The following is a 24989-nucleotide window of genomic DNA, read 5'->3' as shown; positions in this document are numbered from 1 at the left end:
TGCCTCTGTGATGGGGGTGGACTAGTTCTCCTGCTTGAGCGTCTCGGACGGTTCCTGATCTGATAAGTTGACTTTGTATCCCAGGAGACCTTCGGCTTCCTCGATTCCCCCCTGGAGGTCTCCGACGGTTTTCATCTTTCCGAGATCGACGCCGATCGTGACGAGTGTCTGGGCGATTTCCGAAGAAAGGCCGGTGACAATCACAGTGGCGCCCATCAGTCTCGACGCCTCGACGGTCTGCACGAGGTGGTTGGCGACCGTGGAGTCGACCGACGGGACCCCGGTAATATCGATGACGACCACCTTGGCGCGGTTCGCCCGGATCCCCCGCAACAGCTGTTCGGTGAGCTGCCTGGCGCGCTGGGAGTCGATCACTCCGATGATGGGCAGGATAAGGAGCCGCTCACGCACCTGGAGAACCGGCGTGGAAAGCTCCCTGATCGCCTCCTGCTGCTGCCTGATAATCCTCTCGCGCTCCTGCACGAAACCGACCGCGACGGTGTTGGCGACCCGGTTGGCAGCGGGCTCGTAGACGTCAAGAATCCTGTTAAGGAGGGCGAAATCATTCTGATACTTTGCGAACAGAAATCGGGCCAGAACGTCGCGCAGGAGGAGCACGATGCCGATCACTTCATGAGTCTCGACTCCGCGCGGGATGATCCGCTCCGACAGGTCGCGCGCATACGCTTGCAGCGATTCGACGCTCCCCGTCTCGAGGACCCCGATATAGCTGTCGTAGACCGTGGTCGCCTCGGCGAAGACCTCATCCTGGGACATTGCCGTCAGGAATTGTGATTCGGTGATTCGCCTGGCCCAGTCCTGCCGCAGTTGGGAGCGGTTATCCCTCAGATGCGCCACCAGCTCGCGGAGCAAGGAGATCGTAGACTCGCTCAAAGGCTGCGTATCGGTGTGCTGCCTTTTACTGCCGTTATCCTTTGCCATCGGAGATGTTCCTCCTAAGTTTGAATGACACGCCGCGCGTCACGGTGGGGTCGGCCAACGGATGGCACTCCAGTCCGAAGTTGCCGGGAGCCGGATGTTTGAAGAAGAATACTTTTTCTCCGAAAGCAGCTCCCATCAATAATAAATAGGACGCCTCACAATATCAATAGGAGGATTTATGTAATTAATGCGGGTTTGGATACCGCGATTACTCTAGGTTGGTTGTCGTAGCCGGGCTACGGTGGGCCGGGAGGGGTGAGCTCACATGCAAGGGGGGAGAGGCCCCCCCCTCGCACGAAAGCGAAAAACCTGAAGGATTCTCAATGATTGAACATGTACCGGAGCCCCAGCTGGATCTGCCACCGGGAGTTGAGCCCGGGATCATCCGTGAAGGTAGTCGGGGCAAGGGCCTTATAATTGAATACGGGATTGTAAACCCCCGGAGAGGGATTGTCGACACGCGCCAGGACGAGGGGAGTCGTTGCGGCGGCACTTGCCGCGCTCCGGACCCCCCAGCTTGAGCTCAGGAGATTGCCGGCATTGAGTATGTCGGCGCTGAGCTCGAACGTGTGGGGCTGACCGCTGAACATAAACGTGATATCCTGGAGGACGCGAAAGTCGACATTGCTGAACCAGGGATTCAGCGCGCCGAAGCGTTCCGCAATCTGGCCTCTGTGCGAGTTCAGATAGTCGTCCTGCCGGATGAACGCATCGAAGGAAGCCCACTGCTGGGCGGCGGTCACCGTATTCCCGTTCTTGTCCGTATACGGGGCGAACGTTATCTCGCTCTGGTCTCTCGGAATGTACATGAGATCGTTTCCCCCGCTCCCGTCATTGTTCACGTCGCCGGAGTACGTAAACGAATACCGGTTCCCTCCCGCTCCCGCGAAGGTGTTGCCTTCGGCAACCTCGAAGAAGACCCCGAAGCTCGTGGCCAGATGTTCAGACCAGACGTGGCGAAGAGTGGCCGTGCCGATGATTCTCTGTCTCTCGCCGAACTCCGAGAAGCTCAGCTCGGGCTTGTTGGGATTGCCCTGGACGGGGTTCCCGCTCCAGAGCACGCTCGCGATCTCGGTCGACTTCATCTGGTTCTTCGCCTCGAGATAGGTATAGGAGAGGCTGGTATGCAGTCCGAAATCGAACGTTTTCCGGAGCTGGCCGGTGACGTTCCAGTTATATCCCTCGCTCGTGTTGTCGATGACGAAGAGTCCGCCAATCGACGGATTGAGCTGGGCGCTGGGATAATAGGGGCGCCCGTCAACCGAAACTTTTCCGATCGGCGCGCCCAGATTGCCGTTTCTCAGGTAGACGGCGTTGATGTCCTTGCTGTACAGGAATTCGAGTGTCCCGAGAAGGTCCCCCGGAAGCATGTGATCCACGGCGATGTTGTTCGTCCACGCTTGCGGCCATTTGAAATCGGTCGCCATGGCGTTTACATAGAAGGTCTGCTCCCAGGGAGGAAGATTCGGATTGAAGCCGGGGTTGGAGATGTTATTGCCGAACCATACGAACGGGATCCGCCCGGTGAAGATTCCGGTGCCCCCACGGACCTGCGTGGTCCGGTCTCCCGATGCGTTCCAATTGAACCCCACGCGGGGCGAGAAGAGCGGCTTCGCCGAGGGCAATTTGCTCTGGTCGATCGTTTCGGGGTTTCCGTCTCCGTCGAGCGATAGAAGCGACCGGGAGAACGGGTTGTCCACCGGAGTCGTGAAGTAGATCGGTATGTCCACCCTCAGGCCGTAAGTGAGGCTAAGCTCCCTCGTCGCCAGGAACTCGTCCTGTCCGTAAAACGAAAGCTGTCCCGCGCTGATATCCTCGCCCTTAAACGGGCTCTTGTCGGCGGCGGCAGTCTGCGCGTTCCAGTTCAGGAATTTCGAGGTGTCCGAGGGATCGGTATACTGGAAGAACTCCGCGGGAGAATCGAACGTCGAACCCCCTATCGACGGAGGGAGAAAGAAGACTCCGTACCGGAAGAGGTTGAACGAGTTGAAAAACGAGAACTTCTCAAAGTTGCCGCCGAGCGTCAACACGTGCTGGCCGGCGGAATAGGTAAAATTGTCCGTAAACTGCCAGACATCCTGGTCGAGCGTGTTGTCGATCGAAAAGGGTTCATGCCCGAGGGTCGTATACGTGACACCGTCCTGTCCGATCTCGATCGTGGGGAAGGGCCTGCTGAAGGGATCGCGAAAATCCCGGAACCTGTTGTAGCTTGCAAAGAACCTGTTCGCCATCGTCCCGAACCGGCTGTTTGTTTCGAGCGCGAACGAATTGAGATGATTGTTGATGCGGTACCCGGAGTTCCGGAACGGGAGGCTGTTTTCATTCGGTCCGCGTCCCGTGTTGGCGTAACTCAGAACGAAGGGGTGGGGGCCGAGCTCGCGCCGCCCGTTCAGATAATCAAAACGGAGCGTCACGTTATTGTCCTCGTTCAGGTTCCAGTCGAGCTTGGCGAGGAACTTGTCGTTGTCGGTCGAATGATTGTACCCCTCGTACGGGCCGGGATCGTATCCGTAGACGTCGAGCATCCGTTGGCGAATGGAGTCCATGGTGGACGCCCGCACCCGCGAGATGCCGAATCCGGACTGTCCATGATTCGCCGCAAAGTCCGATGCGGGGTCCTCCCTCCGCACGACTTCTCCGTTCATGAAGAAAAAGAGGGTGTTTGGAACGATCGGGCCGCTGAGCGTAAAGCCGGACTGATGAAATGCGAGTGTGGGATTTGCCAATACCTTGTTTCCCCGCACCGAATTCCCGACGAGGTCTGCGTTTCTGTAAAAGTTGTACATCGAACCCATGATCTCATTTGTTCCGCTCTTGGTGACGGTGTTGATCCCTGCGCCCGTAAATCCCCCCTCGCGCACATCGAAGGGAGCCACAGACACCTGAACCTGCTCGACGGCATCGAAGGGAACCGGCTCGGCGCCCGTCTGGCCGCCGGGGGCGGGGTCGTCAAGGCCGTACGGATTGTTAAAATATGATCCGTCGAGGGAGATGTTATTATAGAGCCAGTTCTTTCCGCCGAAACTGAAGTTTCCGTCGCTCCGGGGATCGACCCGCGTGAGGTCCCGGGTGCTGCGCTTGACCGAAGGCAGCTCCTGCACCTGGCTGGGAGTGATGAATGTCGCCGCTCCAGTCCTGCCGCTGTTGAGGACCGCATCGGTGTCCGCTGTGACGACGACCTCCCTCCCTTGGACGGCTTCCTCGACGAGCTGGAAATCCGAGCGCAAGCTCTGTGCCAGGCTGAGATAGAGATCCTTCTTGCTGTCGCTCTTGTAACCGATATGAGTAACGGTGAGGGTGTATGGCCCGCCAATCTTCATATTGGGTATGTCGAACTGTCCGTTTATACGCGTGGAAGTTCCGAACCGTGTTCCTGTCGGCTCGTGGACAGCCACGACATTCGCGCCGGGCAGAGGTTCGCCCTGGTCGGTTGTGACGATGCCGGACATCGAGGCGGTCGTTACGCCCTGACTCCTGAGAGTTCCGGCCGCAAGAAGGATAACGCATAGAAGAACGATCGATCGCTGCATGGCTCCTCCGGATTGATGGTGGGTGGTGAACGCGGGAAGATAAAGAGTTTCGGGGAAAACGTCAAGTGGAAAAAGGTAGCGCCTCAGTTTGGCCGTCTATCTCTCCAGCTCGTCATGCTGACATGCTCCTGGTCAGCATCTTCCAACGCTTTTAGCCGCATCCTTTAGGCTGCGGGCACGCGACCTAAAGGTCGCGCCTACCGTTACCTCTGCGGCCTTCTCTTGGTAGCCGCAGCCTTCAGGCTGCGGTCTTTTTCCCGCCATGCCACAGCTCCTCGATCAAAAACCCGCAAGCTAAAGCTTGCGGCTACCGATACCCCGGATCTCGTTCCGCCGCTCCGCGGCGGAAGGCGGATTCGGACGCTTTGGACTTGGTAGCCGCAGCCTTTAGGCTGCGGTTTTGTGCTCGGCGGTTGAAATTCACCCACTGCCCAATATCAATGGTGGTTGATAATGAGCGCAAAATTTGGTACCATTGTGTACCAAAAATCTCCTGCACCACGCCGGTACACCCCACGCGGCTCTTTTTGTACCCAGCATGCAAGGATTGGCCCCGAACGTACGAATTGGCGCAGAAGAAGATGGTGTAAGCAGGTTTAGTTTCAAGCCCGGATGGCGGAATTGGCAGACGCGCTAGATTCAGGGTCTAGTGCCGGCAACGGCGTACAGGTTCAAGTCCTGCTCCGGGCACCGACAGATGGTCAGTAAATAGTATTGATATTTAATGGTTTCATCAAAAGCAGAGGTCTTAGCTCTGCTTTTTTGTTTCGCAGTTGTAACTCCAGAACCTACCTGACGAATCTACTCTCTAATTGATTTGCACAGCCGTCTTGACGGGCGAGGCATGCCTCGCCCTACGTCAGGCGACCCGTCAAACCGATCAAACGCAGCCTGAAGGCTGCGGCTACCGAGGCCGAAGCGTCGGTAGGCGCGACCTTTAGGTCGCGTGCCCTTGTAGGGGCGGGGCATGCCCCGCCCGGAAGCTCAGATGATACGATGACCCTTTCGGGCGACGCATGCGTCGCCCCTACGTCCGGCGACCTGTCGAACCGAACAAACGCAGCCTGAAGGCTGCGGCCTCCAAGCCCGAAGCGTCGGTAGGCGCGACCTTCAGGTCGCGCTCGCTCCCACGCGGAGCGTGGGAACGAGATAAGATGCTGACCTAAAGCATGTCAGCATGACGAGGTGGAGAGAGACGACTAAACCGAGTCACAGCCGGAGCTTGCACCCCTTGGGAAATTAGCGAATAAGCAGTAGTTTCTTCGCTTCCGTGTACTCTCCGGCCTGCAACCTATAATAGTACACTCCGCTCGATAGGGCGCTGCCGTCCAGAACGACATCGTGAGTGCCTGCCTCCTCATCCCCCTCCCGGATCGTCGATACCTTCACCCCGAGCATGTCGTAGACGTCAAGCGTGACGTGTACACGTCGCGCCAGACTATAGGAGATCCTCGTCGTAGGATTGAATGGGTTGGGATAGTTCTGCTGAAGCCCAAACATTGTCGGTCGATCCCCCACCGCCTCATCATCCGCTCCTCCCGGGGGTGAAGGTGGAGTCTCTGAAGCGGAAACAATTCTGATCCGCGCTGATTGGGATGCAGCCGGGGAGGCGGAAAGGATCAAGCTGCCGTCCTGGCTCGCCTTGACCCAATACCCCCTCCAGGGACGAAGCGAATCCGCCGGACGATAGCCGCCGGAGTATTCAAAGAATCTCGATGTGGCCATCGATCCGGGGTCGGAGGCGATGTTCAGCACGGAGAGGGGGGTACTCGTCGAACCGATGAGATTCCACCCTTCATACACGGGGATCGTGTCAGCTCCGAACGGATCCCCGAGAGCCTCGCCCGGGGCCGGCTGAGAAAAACGTATCCAATATCCCCTCCCGCGCGTCAGCGTATCCTGCGGAAGATAGGATAATCCATCATACCCGTATGCCGGTCCCGATGAAGGGGGAAGAACCGAGACACGCGAGGAATCATTCACGACACCCGGCAGAGAAACCAGGTTCCAGTATTGCGCCATGGAATACTGAAAGGAGGAGGCACCGAGGACGAACGACCATGTATCCGACCAGGCATGCTTGTGGATTGTGCGCTCCGGCCGGACCCTCCAGAAATACCGTTTCCTGTCCGGGAGTGCGGGCAGAGGCTTCATCGTATCGGTAACGCTGGAATCATCCACAACAAGGCCGGTCGTAAAGCTTGCCTCCGTGGAGACCTGCAGGCGGTAAGGGGCTGGATAGTACGACTTATGCCAGTGGACGACCGCCCCTTCCGGGACACGCTCAGAACCCGATGGAGGATCTGAGAGAATCGGAGGTGTGGAGTCGTTCTCCGCAATCGTGAGATGCCGGTCTGCGCCAACGGTTCTATAAGCTTCCACCAGACCTGAGGGCCACTCAATTTTCAGTGAATCGATCACCGGCGCGTCCCCGAGCCCGAAATGGAGCTGCAGGTTTTGGCCGCAGTATCCGCTCTGCCCCTCGACCTGCCTGAGTTGCCAGACGGGGTTCCCTCCGATGGTCGCCTTCACTCTCACGCGCGCGCCGATGGCGGAACGGTTCGATACCGTTCCGATGCAGTCGAGCGTGAGCCAGTGGTTGGAATTTCCGTCATTCTTGTAGAGGATACTCTTGCTGTTCTCGCCGAAGGTGCCGGCGACAAAGACATCAAGGTCTCCGTCCTCATCGTAGTCGCCCCAGCTCACTCCGTACCAGTACCCGAGCTCCTCGACCAGCGGCTGGCCGGTCACCTTGACGAGAGCCGGTATTCCTGTCTCCATCAACTGGTTTATGTAAAGGAAGTTTGTCGTGGCGCCTCCCGAGTAAGCGGTCGTCACGAACAGGTCGAGGTCTCCGTCGTTATCAAAGTCAACCCACGAGGCCGTGGCAAAATGTCCGGTGTCTGACGTCAGCGTTCCCATCGAGAGACGGGTGAATGAATCGTTGCCGTCGTTCTGAAATAGAAAACTGGGGGCATCGCCGAAATTCGTGATGAAGACGTCCGGATCCCCGTCGTTGTCGAAATCCCCCCAGCTTGCGCTCCAGGACGATCCTCCGCTCGTCACGAGAGGACCGGCGGTGATGGCTTGAAAGGTGTCGACCCCCGATTCGACCCTCATGTTCTTGTAAAGAAATTCGCTCTTTTTGTTCTCGTTGACCACGAACAGATCGAGATCGCCGTCATTGTCGTAATCGATCCAATTCGCTCCCCGGGAGGGTCCGCTATCCTGTGTAATCACCCCCGTTGTGATTCGATCGAACTGACCGTTCCCGAGGTTCCGGTAAAGGAAATTCTTCAGCCCGCCTGCGCTGTTCGTCACGAAGAGATCGAGAAGCCCGTCGTTGTCGTAGTCGCCCCAGGAACATGTCTCGGAATACCCGTGATCGTTCACCGGGGTTCCGGAGAAGATCTGCGCGAAGGTTCCGTTCCCGAGATTCTTATAGAGCATATTGTTCCGGTCGTACCAGTTGACCACGAAGAGATCGGGATTTCCGTCGTTGTCATAATCTCCCCAGCTGCTTCCGTCCGAGGGCTGGTTGTCGAGCGAAACAATGAGCGTGTCCATGCGCGTGAGGCCATAGAGCGGCGGGCCGTCGTTCCGGTAGAGAATGTTGTCCTGTCCACCCTGCTTCCCTCTCGAGACAAACAGGTCCAGGTAGCCGTCTCCGTTGAAATCGATCCAATTGACGCTGCGCGACGCGGCAATGTCTTCCGAAGGCGCACCCGATTCGACTCTGGTGAATTGCTGGGCTTCGGTTCGCGCGGCCATTACGAGCACCAACAACATGAATGCCGATGCCGGAATTATCGCTCTCGAGAATAGCGGCATTATCTTGAGAAACTTCAAGGGCTTGGGGGTAAACTGCATCGGTTCTTCTCCTTTGAGCTCGGACGAATGGAATTACATCACTCCATACGTACCGAAAGCCGGGAGAAAATCCGATCACAAATCGCCGGGGGGTTGGGGCATGCGGCGAAGCGTGTCGGGCATGCGGCGCGTGGTTGGGAGGATTTTGCGAAGATCCCGACATGTTCCCGGTTGGGATCTTTCTAAAAGCGTTTAAAGATGCTGACCAGGAGCATGTCAGCATGACGAGGTGGAAAGGAGTTTGGCCGAAGTGAAACACGGACGATTCGTCGCGCCGGCGCACCGGTTTGTCGCACGGGTCGTTGCGAATCGGCCCGAATCTCCCTATCTTCGACAATCACCATGAACGCGACGACTCTTACACGATTCAACTGGCAGCGCTGGCGGTTTGTCTCCGGCATGTATTTGCTGACCTGCTCGATGTTCGCCGTTCAGCGGACGATTCTCGATCTCCAGCAGAATAAACCGTCCGAGATCTTTGATTCTCTCCTGGACCTTCTGATTTTCTCCGTTATCTGGATCGTTCTCGCCATCCCTCCCTTGCTCCTTTCGAGCAAGACGAAACTCTCCTTCGGGGTCGCGCTTCAACTGGTGGGGATGGGCCTCGTCTTCACCTTTGTCCATGCCGCAGCTTATATCGGCCTTACGCTGCTCGTCCCGGGCCTCGCCACGGGAGTCACGATCCGCAACACGGAGGAGTTCCTCTCAACGCTGCTGGGCCTCAACTATGCCTGGAGGTTCCTCAGTTTCGGCTTTATCGTGGTGCTCGCGTATGCCTACGACTATTACCAGCTGGCTCTTGAGCGCGGAAAAAGGACCGCCGAACTCGAGGCGGAACTGGCGGAGGCGAAACTTCAGGCGCTGAAAATGCAGCTCCAACCCCACTTCCTCTTCAACGCGCTTAATGCCGTGAGCGTCCTCATCGACGAGGATCCGGCGTCGGCCAAAGAAATGCTCGGTCAGATGAGCGACCTTCTCCGGTTTGTGCTCGAGTACGGGAACGCACAGGAGGTCCCTCTGCGCCAGGAGCTTGAATTTCTTGACCGGTACCTGCTGATCGAGCGGACCCGCTACGGGGGACGCTTGACCATCGAACGGCAAATCGATCCGGGCGCGCTGGAGGTCTTCGTCCCCTATCTGATCCTCCAACCTCTCGTCGAGAACGCGATCCACCACGGGATCGCCTCCGTGCCGGGTCCCGGCACCATCGGGATCACCGCCCGCCGCCGCAACGGGCAGCTCGAACTCTCGGTGAGGGACACCGGCCCCGGAATGCGCGGAACGAGCCGGGCCGGATCCGGCATGGGAATCGGGCTCACGAACACGCGGGCGCGACTCCAGCACCTCTACGGATCGGATCACACGTTGACCATGTCTGCGCTCGATGAGGGTGGGTTTGTGGTGGAGATCGTCCTACCTTTCCGACCGAGGCCGGAGACAACCCCATCATGAGCGAGCCGCGATTGAAAGCGTTAATCATAGACGATGAACCGCTTGCCCGGAAAGGAATTCGATCGCTACTGAGGAATGAGCCGGATATTACAATCGCCGGTGAGTGTGCCGATGGGTTGGAAGCGGTGGAGGAAATTCAGAATAAGCGGCCCGATCTGGTCTTCCTCGACGTGCAGATGCCGGGGTTGGACGGGTTCGGGGTGATCGAGGCGATCGGAGCGGATAAGATGCCGGTGATCGTGTTTGTGACCGCTTACGATCTTCACGCGCTCAGAGCGTTTCAGGTGCACGCGATCGACTACTTGTTGAAGCCTCTGAACGCCGCCCGGTTTCGCGAGGCGCTCGACCGGGCCCGAAGGATGGCTACGACTTCCAGGCCGGATGATCTGGGAGCGAAGATGCTCGATCTTCTCGAGAGCGTCAAGCCCCGGGGAGAGCGCTATACGGAGCGTTTCATCATCAGGTCGTTGGGGAGGGTGACTGTGCTTCCGGTTGGGGATGTCGAGTGGATTCAGGCAGAGGGTGACTACGTGGAACTGCACTCACTCCATGGAAAGAAGCACCTGCTCCGCGAGAAGATCTCCGCGCTTGAAGAGAGCCTCGATCCTTCCGTCTTCGTCCGAATCCACCGCTCGAGCATCGTTCGCATCGACCGGATCCGTGAACTCCGGCCGCATTTCAACGGGGACCATGCGGTCTATCTGCAGGACGGGACTCGGCTCTCCCTGAGCCGGACCTACCGTAAACGAGCCTTTCAATCGCTGGAGAAGCCCCTGCGGCGGTGAGCTGAAGCGGGGGCGGGGATGAAATCGCTGGAACTGCTCCTACCACTCAAATTTACCGGCCATCGCTCCGTCGATCGTCACAACACATCGCAAGCCCTCCCCGGATAAACCCTCGGTCTTTTGCAGATTGGCTATGACTTTGTGTCCTCTGTATTCTCCTTTTGCCTCGTCGGATTTCCCCATGATTCCGATGTTCGCGGTACAAACCACCGAGTCGTTTATGACCACTTCGACACGATCCCAGTCGCGGATTCTGGTAGCGGCCACACGCCACGGCGATTCCGCACTTCCGGCAGGTCGATAGGTTATCATCTCGTGGTAGCCACCGCCACAGCCGGCGGCAACGAAAAGCAGCACAAAGAGAAATGATTTCATGTTGGCACGGCTCGTTATTTCTTGGGATAGATGAAGTTCGTGGTTTGTTCTTTCGTCTTGATACGCCGGACTTACCGTAAACGAGCCTTCGAATCGCTGGAGAAGCCGCGACGGGGCGTGGTCTAATTGCGTTGGACCGCTTTAGGAAAGAATTTTGGAATGCATTCCGGGCACAGTCCGTGCGTGAGCTTGGAACCCCCGTGTTCCAGGAGATATTTCTCTATCGGTTTCCATTGACCGGTTTCCTCGCGATATTTTTTGCAATTCGAGCACAAGGGAAGCAGGGCTTCAAGCTCTTCGACATGCTTTTCTTCCGTCTTTTGAATCTTCAAAGACTTGATGAATCCATAGATCAGGAAACAAACGGCAGAAACGTCCGCGGCGTCGCCGGCGGCGTTGAATGATTTCCAATAGAGGCTTGAAGACGTGACGAGAGGGGCGACGGGTGAGAGCGGGATCTCGATCATCATCTCCGACAATCTGGCAATGAAAAAGCAGGCCACCGCGGCGAAAAAGGGGACCATCGCACGAAAATGACTCCTCTCCCTCCAGAGGAAATAGAGCATGATGCCGAGAGGAACGAGAGAGATCAGCTCCGGAAGGAAATTGGCATCCATACGCTTCTCCTTATTTCCTTTTCTTCACGGTATGTTTGACGGGCTTTTTTGCCGATTTCTTTGAAGTTTTCTTCGCAACATGTTTTACCGCCTTCTTCGCCGGGTGTTTCGGAGCGATCGCGCTTGCGAGCGCCGAGGCCGCCTCATCGGCTTTGCCCGAAGCCATAACAAGCTTGGCCTTCCCGTCAATCAGCTTCCCGGTCGAGATTAATTGATTCGCATCGGCATTGTCCGTTTCCGCCTCGCCGAGCGTCGCGGCGATCGAAGACGCGGTTTTCTTGGGGAGCTTCTTTTGCGCCTTCTTCAGATCTGCTTTCACCGCATCCACCTTTTTCTGCGTGGCTTCCTTCAGCTGATCGACCTCCGTCGTCAGTTGCGCCTTGCCCCTTGCCGCCGCATCGATCGCAATTTCCGCCTTGGCGTGGGCGTCGAGGAAGAGCCTCTTGGCTTCGTCATAATCCTTGCTTTCCATCTTCGCCTCCGCCGCCGTCATGCCCTGATCGGCGTCGGTCCATTCGTTCGCGGCGTACGCGGGCGCTTCCGCCGTGCGTGCGCTATCAAGCGCTACCCGGGCGGCTTGTTCCTCCTCCTTCGGAGGTTGAGAGCATCCGAACAGGAAGAGCATCGCTGCGCCGACAAGAATGAATCCGATAATATTCCGGGTCTGTTTCATATGTTCAATCCTCAAGAAGTGTGAGCGATCTATCGTGGATACCGTGAAGACTTGCGTGAATATAGCAAAACGAACGGAAAACGTCAACTTACCGGCGCAACACGGCCGCGACGTGCTGGGTGAACATTCCCGCCGCGGAAGGATTCAACTCGAAGAAGAGCGAGGGCTCGAGCAGTTCAAGCTCCATGAGAATGAAAGTCCCGTTGCGCACGACGCCGTCGACGCGGGCATATAAGAGAGGGGTGTCGATCGCGGCAAGGGCCCCGGCGGCTTGCCGGATAAGTTGTTGCGGAGGGTCGGGCTCGAGTTCGGACCTCCCGCCGAGCGCTTCCTGGACGCGGAAATCGCCCGTGGCAGGGTACTTCCTTACGGCGTGGCTGAACTGCCCTCCGAAAAATATCAACGACCACTCCCCCTCCGCTCCGACTTCCGGCATGAATTCCTGCACCATCAAGGGTGATTGGGCGTGCAGGGTCAATAAGCGTTGGGCGTCCCGATCGGATAGCTTTTTCAGAGAACAGTGCCACGTGTTCCATGCCGAAGCGGAAATCACGGGCTTCACGACCACATCGCCCGTTCCAAGGATCGAGCCTACCCGCGCCGGCTCGAACGGTTCGTCTAAACCGAGAAACATCGTCTTCGGGATGGGAACCCCCTTCTTCCCGACATCGAGGAGGTAATGCTTGTCCATATTCCAGCGGAGGGTTTTGACCGGGTTCCACACAGGGAGTTGACGGCGCTGGAGCGAGTCAAGCCAGAGGGCGAATTCGGCAGGGCGTAGGTGGTAATCCCATGTCGAGCGGATGATGATCGCGTCGAACTTCTGCCAATCGGCATGCGGATCATCCCAGAGGACCGGGAGAATGGAACCGCCTTCCGCGCGAATCGCGTCGGAGGCAATCCGGTCGCCCGGAGTCAGATCGGGGAACTCGTTCGATGTAACAAACGCGAGGGTGCTGCCGTTGAGGCGGAAGCTCATGAGGCGGGGCGAATCGATGGGGGCTATTTCCCCTTCATCAATTCGAGGTATCCGGGCTCGTCGCGGATCGAATCCAGATCCGAGTCACGCTTGATCCACTCGAAGTCTTCCTGGCCTGCATCGATCGAGCGCTTGAGCGTTTCCACCGCGAGACGCTTGTCATTCAGGCGGGCATAGAGGCATGCGGCGTTGTACATCATAAGGGAGTCGCCCGGATTCAATTCGAGCGCTTTTTTCCCTTCCACTTTTGCCTCTTCAAATCTGTTCGCCTGCGCGAGGATGATCGCATAGTACATATGACCGCGTGCGTCGTCGGGGGTGTGCGACAGGTAGCGGGGGTAGAACCCCAACAGAGTGTTGATCATTTCCTGATACTTTTCCTTCTCCCCCAGGCCGTCGTAGACCATCGATAGATCATTGTACGCGTTATAGAAATTGGGGTTGAGGGCGACGGCTTTTTTGAATACATCAATCGCATCCCGGTCGCGATCGGAAGAATGATAGATCCTTCCGAGGATCCAGTAGGCCACGTAGTTGTTCGGGTCCAGCTCGATCGCCTTGAGCGTCGACCTGATCCCGTCGTCGAGCTCCTTCTTGTCGAAATAGGCGAGGCCGAGCGCCGAATGCGCCTCCGACAGAGTTGGATCGTACATGAGCGCCTTGAGGCAGGTTTCGATCGCCTTGTCGAGCCAGATGTCGCTTGCTTCAAAATACTGGTGCATCGTCGCGTACGATTCTCCCAGCCCTGCATAGGCGGCGGCATACCGGGTATCGAGCTCGATGGCGCGCTGGAAGAGCTGGATCGCCAGATGGACATTGTTCTTCGTCAACCGGTAAAGGGCGTCCCTGGCGCGCAGGTAGCAGTCGAACGCTTCCGGGTTGACCGTCGAGCGCTTGGTCAGGACGACTTTTTCCGTCGGGGACAACTTCACCATGAGGGCTTCGACGATCTGCTTCGAGACCTGCTCCTGAATGTCGAAGATATCCGCAAGCTTCCCCTTATACGTCTCGGCCCATATCTGCTCCTCCGTTTCGTTATCGATCAGCTCGACGCTGATACGGAGATTATCCTGGAACTTTCGCACGTTGCCCGAAAGAATGTGCCGGGTGCCAAGCTCCCTTCCGATCGTCTTGATGTCCTTGGTCGTGCCCCGGTACTGCATCGACGTGGCGCGCGGAATGACCCGGATCTCCTTCAATTTCGAGAGGTTGACGATCAGCTCCTCCGTCAGACCGTCGCCGAAATAGTCGCTCTCCTTGTCCGGGCTGATGTTGCCGAAGGGAAGAACGGCGATCGCCTTGGTCTTCGGCGCGGAGACCGCAGATTCGTACTCCTTCTTCATCTGGTCGAGCGCGACCACGACCTCTCCCATCGAAGCGTACCTCCTGTCACGATCCTTCTCCAGCATTTTCATCACGACGGGATCGATCTGCCGGGGAAATTTCTTGTCCATCGCGCTCGGGGGCGGGGGGACGTCGTTCACGATCAGGTAGAGCAGACCGGCCTCGTGCTCGGCCTTGAAGGGCACCTCGCCCGTCAGCATCTCGTACAGAACCACGCCGAGAGACCAGATATCGACACGGACATCGGCCGCCACTCCCTGAGCCTGCTCGGGAGACATGTAAGCGAGGGTCCCCAGGGAGACTCCGGTCTTCGTCACGCCGGTGCTGCCCGTGAGCTTGGCGATCCCGAAATCCATGATCTTCACCTGCCCGTCGCCCGTGAGCATGACGTTTTCCGGCTTGATGTCGCGGTGGATGATATTCTTCTCATGCGCAGCCTTCAGCGCCTGCGCGATCTGTTTCGCCCAGATCATGGCCTGCTCGAACGGGACGCCGGCCGCGGATTTCAAGCTTGAAATATGCGACTTGAGCGTCTTCCCTTCGACATACTCCATCGCGAAGAAGAGGTTGCCATCCGTTTCGTCGATCTCGTAGACCCCGAGGATATTGGGATGATTCAACGCAGCCGCGGCCTTCGCCTCCTGCATGAACCGCGCCTTGTTCTCCTCCGAAGCCGAGAGCGTTTTGGGCAGGAACTTGATCGCAACCGTCCGGTCGAGCTTCGAATCGATCGCCTTATAGACGACGCCCATGCCGCCTTCGCCCAGTTTCTCCAGAATCTTGTAGTGTGAAATCGTTTGTCCGATCATGGTCCTTTTTCCAATGCCGAGTGAGGGAGATCCTTCGCGGAGTTTACACTGAGCGAAGCGAATGTGCTCAGGATGACAATTGTCACTTTCCTTCCATCAATTCAGAGTATCCCGGCTCGCTGCGGATGGAGTCGAAGTCGGGGTCGCGTTTGATCCATTCGAAGTTTTCGTATCCGCTTGTCACGGCGCTCTTCAGCAGCTCCACCGCCCTCCCTTTCACCCCCAGCCGGGAATAGAGACAGGCGCCGTAGTACATCATGATCGGGTCGCCCACGCTCAGCTCGAGGGCCTTTTCCCCCTCCCGTTTCGCCTCCTCGTTGCGCTGCACGTAGGTCAGGTGGACGGCAAACGCCATGCGGCGGTAGGCATCGTCGGGATGTTGCGATAAATAACGGGGGTACGCCTCGAGCACGTAGCTCATGAGATCGGAATACTTCTGCTTGTCGCCCAGCCGCTCGTAAAACATGACGAGGTCGTCATAGGCCTGAAGAAAGTCGGGATGAAGCGCCACCGCTTTTTCAAGGGCTGCGACCGCTTCCTTCTCCCTGTCGGTGGTGTGATAAATTCTTGCGAGGATCCAGTAGGCGTTGGAATTCTTCGGGTCGAGGAGTATCGCCTTCTGGCTCGCTTCAAGGGCTTCCCCGAGGGATTTTTTTCCGAAGTATGCGATTGCGAGCGACGCGTAGGCCTCCGAAAGCGTGGCGTCGTACATGATCGCCTTGAGGCTCGCTTCGAGCGCCCGGTCGAGCCAGATCTCTTTCCGGTCGAAATCGCGGTAGAGCGTTCCGTAGCATTCACCCAATCCGGCGTACGCAGAGGCATAGCGGGGATCGAGCTCGATCGCCTTCTGAAAAAACTGCACCGCCATGTTGACGCTCGTCTTCGTCCGGCGGTTCATGAAATCCCTCGCGCGGAGATTGCAGTCGAACGCTTCCGCGTTCACGGTTGTCCGTTTCGTGAGAACCGTCTTTTCCGTCGGGGTGAGCTTCACCATCAGTGCCTCGACGATCTGCTTGGAGACCTGTTCCTGGATGTCGAACACGTCGGCAAGGGTGCCTTTGAACGATCCGGCCCAGAGCTGGCGGGCGCTCTCGACGTCGATGAGCTGGACCGCGATCCTCAGGTTATCCTGGAACTTCCTCACGCTCCCTTCGAGGATGTAGCGCGCCCTCAATTCCCGTCCGATCGCCTTGATGTCCTTGGTGCTCCCCTTGAACTGCATCGAGTTCGACCTCGAAATGACCTCGATATCCTTCAATTGCGAAAGGTTGACGATCAGCTCCTCCGTCAGCCCGTCCCCGAAATACTCGTTATCTTTGTCGCCCCCGATGTTGGCGAACGGAAGGACTGCGATCGCCTTCTTCTCCACCGCCGCTGGGGCAGCGCTGAGCGCATCCTGCACCGATTTCAATCCCCGGATCAATTCGTCCGCGTTCTGATAGCGATCCGCGGGATCCTTGGCGAGCATTTTCTTCATGAGGTCGTTGACGGCCGGCGGGATGGTCCTGTCGAAGTCGCTCGGCGCGGGGGGATCCTGATTGACCACAAGATAGAGGAGGCCTGCTTCGTGCTCGGCCTTGAAGGGAAGCTCGGCGGTGAGAATTTCGAAAAAGAGGACACCAAGAGACCAGAGGTCGGACCGCCCATCGGCCGGGAGGCCCTGCGCCTGTTCGGGCGACATGTAGGAGAGCGTGCCGAGCGAGGTGCCGGTCTTCGTGATGCCGCGCGCGCTTTTCAGCTTCGCCAGCCCGAAATCCATGATCTTCAGTTGCCCGTCGCCTGTCAGCATGATGTTTTCCGGCTTGATGTCCCGGTGAACGATGTTCTTCTCGTGCGCCGCCCTCAACCCCTGGGCTATCCTGGAAGTCCACTCGAACGCCTGATGGAGGGGAACGCCCGTGCCCGATTTTAATTTCGAAACATAATTCTTCAGCGTTTGCCCTTCGATGAACTCCATGACGAGGAACAACGACCCATCCTGCTCATCGATCTCATAGACGGAGAGGATATTGGGATGATTCAACGCCGCCGCGGATTTCGCTTCCTGCAGAAAACGCGTCTTGTTCTCGCTCGAAGCGGAAAGATGAGACGGAAGGAACTTGATGGCGACAAAGCGGTCGAGCTTCAGGTCCTGGGCCTTGTACACCACGCCCATGCCGCCCTCGCCTAATTTCTCGAGTATCTTATAGTGTGATATTGTCTGACCGATCATACATTCCCTTTTGTCATTCTGAACGAAGTGAAGAATCTAGCTTTGAGACCCTTCGCTTCGCTCAGGGTGACAATGATGTGATATCGTCTGGCCGATCATGGTCCTTTGTGCGTTAACACGCGTGTGAGATCCTTCGGTCGCTACGCTCCCTCAGGATGACAACTCTTACTTCCCCTTCATTAACTCCACAAACCCCGGTTCGGTTCGGATGGAGTCGAGATCGGTATCGCGCTTCGCCCACTCGAAATTTGCATACCCCGCGGCGATGGCGTTCCGGAACGATTCAATCGCAAGCCGTTTCTCGTCCATTTGCGCATAGAAGCATGCCGCGTTGTAAAGCATCAGGGGATCGCTGGGATTGAGCTCGAGCGCCTTCGCCGCCTCAACTTTTGCTTCGTCCCTTCTCTGTACCTGGGCGAGGTCGGTGGCAAAGAACATATGTCCCCTCGCGTCATCCGGATGTTGAGAGAGATACCGCGGATATAATTCGAGGTTCGAGCGAAGCTGGCTTGTGGCTTTCTCTTTGTCGCCGACGCGGCTATAGGCAATGCAGAGATCGGCGGCGGCGGAATAGAAATCCGGATTGAGCGCGAACGCCTTCTCGAACATGCCAACCGCTTCCTGATCCCGGTCCGTCATATGATAGATCCTCCCCATGATCCAGTAACCGGTAAAGTTGTTCGGGTCGAGCTCGATCGCTTTCCGGCCCGCCGTGAGTGCGTCATCGAGGGCTTTCGTGTTGAGATAGGCAAGACCGAGCGCCGCGTATGCCTCGGAGAGTGTGGAGTCGTACATGAGAGCCTTGAGACTGAATTCGATCGCCTTGGTCGGCCAGGAGTCGTTCCGTTCAAAGTCCTGAAACAGCGAAGCATACGCCTCGCCCAATCCCGCATAGGCGCCCGCATACCGAGGATCGAGCTCGATTGCACGCTGGAAGAGCTGGATGGCAAATTGCAGGCTGGCTTTTGTCCGGCGATAGAGAAAATTCCTGGCGCGGAGGTTGCAATCGAAGGCTTCCGGGTTGAGCGTCGATCGTTTGGTAAGAACTACCTGCTCTGTTGGGGTAAGCTTGACCATCAGCGCATCCACGATCTGCTTGGACACTTTCTCCTGAAACTCGAAGACGTCCGCGAGCGTCCCCTTGTAGGTTTCGGCCCAGAGCTGCGTGCCGTCCTCCACGTCGATGAACTGCGCGGTGATGCGAAGGTTGTCCTGGAATTTTCTCACGCTCCCCTCCATCATGTAGCGCGCCCCGAGCTCCCTGCCGATCGTCTTGACGTCCTTCTTCGTCCCTTTGTACTGCATCGAAGTTGTCCGCGCGATCACCTTCATATCCTTGAGCCGGGAGAGGCTTGCGATGATCTCTTCGGTCAATCCGTCGCTGAAATACTCGTTCTCCTGATCTGCGCTCATGTTGGCAAACGGGAGAACCGCGATGGTCTTCGTCTTCCCCGCCGTCGCAGAGTCCAGTTCGGCGCGCACCTCCTGCAGCGCCTTGATCAACTCCCCGGCGTTTTGAAATCTAGCGGAGGGATCCTTCTCAAGCATTCTCATGGCCAGAGAATCGACCTGCGGCGGCACCCTCCGGTCGATGTGGCTCGGCGCGGGGGGATGCTCGTTGACAACCAGGTAGAGCAGCGCAGCCTCATGTTCGCCCCTAAATGGCAGCTCGCTGGTGAGCAATTCGTAGAACACGATGCCGAGGGACCAGATGTCGGACCGGTTATCCGCCGGCAACCCCTGTGCCTGTTCCGGCGACATGTACGAGAGCGTCCCGAGAGAGGCGCCGGTTTTCGTGAACCCGGATCCCCCTTTGAGCTTGGCGATTCCGAAATCCATGATCTTTGGATGGCCGTCCCTCGTGAGCATGATGTTCTCGGGTTTGATATCCCTGTGCACGATGTTCTTATCGTGCGCCGCCCTCAGACCCTGGGCGATCTGGATGGTCCAATCGATCGCCTGGCGGACGGGGATCCCTTCGCCGGCTTTCAGGCTCGCGATGTGTGATTTGAGCGTTTTCCCGTCGATATACTCCATCACAAAAAATGTTCGATTATCCTGCTCGTCGATATCGTACACGTTCAGGATGTTCGGATGGTTGAGAGCGGCGGTTGCGCGCGCCTCCTGAATGAACCGCGCCTTGTTCTCCGCGGAGGCGGAAAGATGGGGGGGAAGAAACTTGATTGCGACGGCGCGGTCAAGTTTTGAATCCTGGGCTTTATAGACCACACCCATCCCGCCTTCGCCTAGTTTCTCAAGTATTTTGTAGTGTGAAACTGTTTGTCCGATCATTGGTTCCTTTTTGTCATTCTGAGCGAAGCGAAGAATCTACGATCTTGACCGATCACTCTCTTACTTTCCCTTCATCAACTCGAAATACCCGGGATGATTGCGGATGCTGTCGAGATCGGTGTCCCGCTTGATCCATTCGTAGTTCTGGTAGCCGGAGAGCACTGAATTTCGCAGCGATTCAACAGCAAGGGCGGTTTCTCCGATGCGGGCGTAGAAACATGCCCCGTTGTATTGCATGAGAGGATCGGTGGGATTGAGCGATAGCGCCTTGGCGGCCTCGACCTTTGCATCCTCGTTTTGTCCGGCATAGACCAGAAAAATCCCGTGGAGCATGTGTGCGCGCCCGTCATCGGGATGGCTCTGAAGATATCGAGGAATCACCTGAAGGACTCTCTGTAGGGCATCTTTCGCCTTTTCCACCTCACCCAATTTTTCATAGGAGGTGTAGAGATCGGTATGCGCGGAGTAAAAATCGGGGTTGAGATCGATGCATTTCTTGTAGACATCTACTGCCAGCCGGTCCTGGTCTGTGCTGTGGTAAATCCTCCCCAACACCCAATAGGCGGTGGAATTATTCGGGTCCAGCTCAAGGGCCTTCCGGCCCGATCCGAGCGCGTCTTCCAGCAATTTCTTGTTGAAGTAGGCGATCCCGAGTGCGGCGTACGCCTCCGAAAGCGTCGCATCGTACATGAGGGCTTTATGGCATGCTTCCACCGCCTTATCGAGATAGCTGTCCTGCCGTTCGAGATCCTGATAGAGGGTCGCGTACGCTTCGCCCAGCCCGGCATAGGCGGTCGCATACCGCCGGTCGAGCTCGATCGCCCTCTGGAAAAGCTGTATGGCAGAGTTGATGTCCGTCTTTGTCCTCCGGTAGAGGGCGTTTCTCGCCCGCATGTAATAATCGAAGGCTTCCGGGTTTTCCGTCGAGCGTTTTGTGAGGACCACTTTTTCAGACGGCGACAATTTCACCATCAGCGCGTCGACGATCTGCTCGGCGACCTGTTCCTGTATGTCAAAGACGTCCGCAAGTTTTCCCTTGTATTTCGCAGCCCAGAGCTGGGCATCGCTTTCCACATCGACGAGCTGGACGGTGATGCGCAGATCCTCCTGAAACTTCCGCACACTCCCCTCGAGGATATACCTCGCGCCGAGTTCCCGGCCGATCGTCTTGATGTCTTTCTTGGTCCCTTTGTATTGCATCGTGCTTGTCCGCGACACCACCCTCATGTTCTTCAATTTGGACAGGCTCAGGATCAATTCCTCGGTCAGCCCATCGCTAAAATAATCGCTCTCCTTGTCAGGGCTGATATTCTCGAACGGAAGGAGTGCGATCGCCTTCGCTTTACCGGCCTGGCCCGCGCTCTCGATGTCAGAAAGAACAGCCCGCGAAGACGCGAGCACCTCGTCCATCGATTGAAATCTCCGCTCCCGGTCCTTCGTAATCATCTTCAACACGAACGAATCGACCGCCGGGGGGATTCTCCGGTCGTGCGAACTCGGCATAAGCGGTTCCTCGTTCACGATCAGGTACATGAGCGCCGCCTCGTGTTCTCCCTTGAACGGGAGCTCGCCGGTGAGCATCTCGTAGAGGACCACTCCAAGGGACCAGATGTCCGAGCGCTGATCCGCCGACAGGCCCTGCGCCTGCTCGGAGGACATGTAGGCGAGAGTTCCGAGCGAAGTGCCCGTTTTGGTCAATCCCGTCCCGGTTTTCAGCTTCGCGATTCCGAAGTCCATGACCTTCGGGTGGCCGTCCTTCGTGAGCATGATATTCTCGGGCTTGATGTCCCGGTGGACGATCCCTTTTTCATGCGCCGCCTTCAGTCCCTGGGCGATCTGCATCGTCCAATCGATCGCCTGTCGGACAGGGATGCCCTCCCCCGCTTTCAGGCTCATGATGTGGGATTTCAGCGTCTTCCCCTCGATGAATTCCATCACGAAGAACATCCGGTTCTCCTGCTCGTCGATATCGTACACGTTCAGGATGTTCGGATGGTTCAGCGCAGCGGTTGCCCGCGCTTCCTGCATGAACCGCGCTTTGTTTTCTTCGGACGCCGAGAGATGTGGTGGAAGGAATTTGATCGCGACAGGCCTGTCGAGTTTCAGGTCCTGGGCCTTATAGACGACGCCCATCCCGCCTTCCCCCAATTTTTCAAGAATCTTGTAATGCGATACTGTTGATCCGATCATGATGCTTTATCTATTGCAGAATGAATGAGATCCTTCGCGAAGTTCATCCCGCGCAGGCAGGACTCAGAATCACAGGTTGAAGATACGGTGGTGTCGGGTGCTACTTGCTCTCAGTGATCAGGACTACATCAGTCGTTTCCTGCTGCCCGCGGGCCAGCGCGAGATACTTGCCGTCATTGGACCACGAATACCTGTAAATGAGGCCTGTCGTAAAATTTGTGAGCTGTTTCGGCTCACCGCCTGATGCCGGCACGCTCCAGATGTTTGAGACTGCGTTTCGAGTCTCGACATAGGTGATCGACTTTCCGTCAGGGTACCATCCAAAATTGTCCGAGGAATGAGAACGGGTGAAGAACCGCTGTAAGACTCCGCCTGCCAGTGTGAGAATACCCGTTCCCCAAATCCGGGACCTTTCATCATAGTAGTTGCAGACAATCAGCCGGCCATCGGGCGAGATGTCCGGAGAGGAGGCCGGATTGGCGGAGAGATTGACGGAGTCGCCACCAGCCAGAGGTATCTTGTAAAGCAGCGTCTTCCCGGTCGCCCACCCGGAGTACACGGCGAACTTCCCGTCGGGTGTTACCGTTGGCCCATAATCTTCACAATGAGACAGCCTGGCCGGATTTCCGCCGTCGATATCCATGCGCCAGAGGTGCGCAGTCGTGTCCTTATCGCTTACATACACGATAGATTTTCCGTCGGGAGAAACAGCCGGACTGTATTCCCGATGAGGGCCGAGCGTCAACTGATGCGGGTTGGAGCCATTCATGTCCATGCTGAAGAGGCCCATCGTCCCACTCGAAAGCGAGGAATAGACTATCTTATGATCGGGTGTCCAGGTCATACCTGAAAAACCGTCGCGTGTCGCCGCGCCGGAAGTAATCTGCACGGCCCGTTGAACATCCCAGGCTTCCGTCCCCGATTCGGATTTCGTCATCACCCAGATATTCGAATGCAGCTCCACGTTCGTCGTTACGAGGGATTTTCCGTCCGACGTGACGCCGAGGCTCGCCATATCGTAGTCGCTAAGATCGTTCGTGACATTTCTGCTGGTTCCTCCGGGATAGCCCACATACCAGAGTTGGTTGTTGGTCGACCCCACCTTTGTCCCCAGAGCGGCGAGACCTCTGCCGTCGGGAAACCAGGCGATGCGTCCGACGAACATCCAATTCTCGGGCGATAGCATCTTTTCCGATCCATCCTCCACCGAATATCCCATCAGGTTGACGTGTTGCACGCCCTTGTTACTCGCGGCGGGTATTGCGATCATCTTCCCGTCCGGCGACCAGGAGGGCGCCATTCCGGCTTGCGTGATGAAGAAGTCGTCTCCGACACGCCCTGCCAGCTTCCGTTCCCCGGATCCATCAAGATTCGCAATCATCAGGGCCTCCTCCCCCGCGGTGTGGTACTGCCGGACGAATGCGAATCGCTTGCCGTCGGGAGAAAACGTCACGCCGGTGGCAAGATCGCTGAGTATTTTACGCGGCCTGCCGCCCAACACTGGAATCTCAAAGAGCGCGCCATTGGGATTGGCGTCGTCGATCGCGACGTAGTAGATCAGGTTGCCGTCGTTGCTGAAGGTGATGCCGCGATACGTCAAGTCGGCGGGGGGCACGATCATCACGTTGCTTGTCGTCGCAACCTGCCGCACCCAGAGGCTCTTCAGCTCTCCCTCGACGACCTGATGAACGACGTATCTGCCGTCCGGGGAGATGACGGCCCGGGACGCCTTCCCGGATGTCGTAAGGCGGGTGATCCCGTGGGACTTGAAGGGCTCCTCACGACTGGTGAATGTCCCCGAGACGAACATCCTGTAGATCGCGATTGCAACGCCGAGGAGCAGTACCGCACCGATTGCGAGCATGCTGTTCCGGGGAAACGCTTTCCGCGCCGGGGGCGCTTCGAGTCCGGGAGATCTCAACGATTCTTGCGTCGGAACGGGCATGTCCGCCATCGACGTGCGCGACACTTTGGTCGATTGCTTCTGCAGCCGGCGAAGATCGATCTGCATTTCCTGCGCGGACTGATACCGGTCTGCGGGGTCCTTCTCGAGCGCGCGGCCGAGGATGTGCAGAAATTCCGGAGGGAGATCCGGCTTGTATTTTTGCACGGATTCCGGCTCTTCGTTGACGATCGAATACATGATTGCGGCTTCATGGTCTCCCCTGAACGGGAGCTTGCCGGTCAGCATTTCAAACAGCACCACGCCGAACGAAAAAATATCGCTTCGCTGATCGACATCCTGCCCCTGGATTTGCTCTGGCGCCATGTAGGCGAGCGTGCCCACCGTGCTGGAAGTCCGGGTGAGTTTCAAGGTGCCTTTCAGCTTTGCCAACCCAAAATCCATCACCTTGATCTGCTTTTTTGCATTCAGCATGATGTTGTCGGCTTTGATATCGCGATGGACGATCCCCTTCGAGTGGGCTTCCTGCAGGGCATCCGCAATCTGAATCGCATAGGCGATCACCTCGCTGAGCTTCTGGATCGGGATGATCTGGCGGAGGGTGACGCCGTCCACGTACTCCATTTCGATGTATTGCTGCCCGTCGGCCTCTTCGATCCCGTAAATCGTGCAGACGTTGGGATGGTTCAGGGAGGATGCCGCCTTCGCTTCCTGGAGAAAGCGCGCCTTCTCGGCGTCGTTTGCCGTCAGGTGATGGGGGAGGAATTTCAACGCAACGATCCGGTCGAGTTTGGTGTCTTCGGCCTTGTACACCACGCCCATGCCGCCTTCGCCGAGCTTGTCGATGATCTTGTAGTGCGAGATTGTTTTGCCGATCATCTCGCCGCCACGGCTGCCTGAAACCGGGGGGTGCCGCGGAGCGGAGCCCATCTGGGATCGATGCGTACCAACGGCACGGAAATTTCCGCAGGTATCGAGAGCAGATGCTCGAGTTGATCCATCGCCGCATCCGGCTC

At 57.3% G+C, this 24989-nt stretch carries 14 protein-coding genes and 1 tRNA gene; 3 read left to right on the top strand and 12 right to left on the bottom strand.

The features are described 5' to 3' along the window. Positions 1–21: 21 nt before the first annotated feature. Together VI215_13170 and VI215_13165 are read right to left on the bottom strand one after the other, a co-directional pair. Positions 22–942 (bottom strand): STAS domain-containing protein, encoded by a 921-nt coding sequence (locus tag VI215_13170; protein HEY6193267.1) that lies wholly within the window; start codon positions 940–942, stop codon positions 22–24. 320 nt (positions 943–1262) lie between these two features. Continuing rightward, the gene (locus tag VI215_13165) at positions 1263–4472 is read right to left on the bottom strand and encodes a carboxypeptidase regulatory-like domain-containing protein (protein ID HEY6193266.1); all 3210 of its coding nucleotides are present in this window, start codon (positions 4470–4472) and stop codon (positions 1263–1265) included. Positions 4473–5078: 606 nt separating this feature from the next. Here VI215_13165 and VI215_13160 point away from each other — a divergent pair. Beyond that, a tRNA-Leu gene (locus tag VI215_13160) sits at positions 5079–5162 on the top strand. 549 nt (positions 5163–5711) lie between these two features. Here VI215_13160 and VI215_13155 read toward each other — a convergent pair. After that, entirely contained in the window at positions 5712–8243 is a 2532-nt protein-coding gene (locus VI215_13155; protein HEY6193265.1) for an FG-GAP-like repeat-containing protein, read from the bottom strand. Between the two features lie 441 nt (positions 8244–8684). Here VI215_13155 and VI215_13150 point away from each other — a divergent pair, with 441 nt between their 5' ends. Continuing rightward, positions 8685–9794, top strand: coding sequence for a histidine kinase (locus VI215_13150; protein HEY6193264.1), 1110 nt, complete (start codon positions 8685–8687; stop codon positions 9792–9794). Beyond that, positions 9791–10579 (top strand): LytTR family DNA-binding domain-containing protein, encoded by a 789-nt coding sequence (locus tag VI215_13145; GenBank protein ID HEY6193263.1) that lies wholly within the window; start codon positions 9791–9793, stop codon positions 10577–10579. The genes VI215_13150 and VI215_13145 overlap by 4 nt, the downstream gene beginning before the upstream one ends. A gap of 39 nt (positions 10580–10618) precedes the next feature. Here the strand turns inward: VI215_13145 and VI215_13140 are convergent, their stop codons facing one another. The 9 genes from VI215_13140 to VI215_13100 form a co-directional block, all read right to left on the bottom strand. Further along, entirely contained in the window at positions 10619–10954 is a 336-nt protein-coding gene (locus VI215_13140; GenBank protein ID HEY6193262.1) for a hypothetical protein, read from the bottom strand. A gap of 122 nt (positions 10955–11076) precedes the next feature. Continuing rightward, on the bottom strand, positions 11077–11571 hold the full coding sequence (locus VI215_13135) for a hypothetical protein (protein HEY6193261.1): 495 nt from the start codon (positions 11569–11571) through the stop codon (positions 11077–11079). Positions 11572–11581: 10 nt separating this feature from the next. Continuing rightward, positions 11582–12244, bottom strand: a complete 663-nt coding sequence (locus VI215_13130; protein ID HEY6193260.1) for a DUF4398 domain-containing protein — start codon at positions 12242–12244, stop codon at positions 11582–11584. 88 nt (positions 12245–12332) lie between these two features. After that, complete coding sequence (locus tag VI215_13125; protein ID HEY6193259.1) at positions 12333–13223, bottom strand: hypothetical protein; 891 nt, start codon at positions 13221–13223, stop codon at positions 12333–12335. A 23-nt stretch (positions 13224–13246) separates the two neighbouring features. Continuing rightward, positions 13247–15376 carry a protein kinase gene (locus tag VI215_13120; GenBank protein ID HEY6193258.1) on the bottom strand — a complete coding sequence of 710 codons (2130 nt, stop codon included), beginning with the start codon at positions 15374–15376 and terminating at the stop codon, positions 13247–13249. Positions 15377–15458: 82 nt separating this feature from the next. Beyond that, positions 15459–17588, bottom strand: coding sequence for a protein kinase (locus VI215_13115; GenBank protein HEY6193257.1), 2130 nt, complete (start codon positions 17586–17588; stop codon positions 15459–15461). A gap of 165 nt (positions 17589–17753) precedes the next feature. After that, positions 17754–19880 (bottom strand): protein kinase, encoded by a 2127-nt coding sequence (locus VI215_13110; GenBank protein HEY6193256.1) that lies wholly within the window; start codon positions 19878–19880, stop codon positions 17754–17756. A 60-nt stretch (positions 19881–19940) separates the two neighbouring features. After that, on the bottom strand, positions 19941–22070 hold the full coding sequence (locus VI215_13105) for a protein kinase (GenBank protein ID HEY6193255.1): 2130 nt from the start codon (positions 22068–22070) through the stop codon (positions 19941–19943). A 100-nt stretch (positions 22071–22170) separates the two neighbouring features. Then, positions 22171–24852: a protein kinase gene (locus tag VI215_13100; GenBank protein ID HEY6193254.1), complete on the bottom strand. Its 2682-nt coding sequence runs from the start codon at positions 24850–24852 to the stop codon at positions 22171–22173. Between the last annotated feature and the right edge of the window lie 137 nt (positions 24853–24989).

It is taken from the genome of Bacteroidota bacterium, assembly GCA_036522515.1.
Lineage (GTDB): Bacteria > Bacteroidota > Ignavibacteria > UBA10030 > SZUA-254 > VBOC01.
This window is presented reverse-complemented; position numbering and strand designations above follow the sequence as displayed.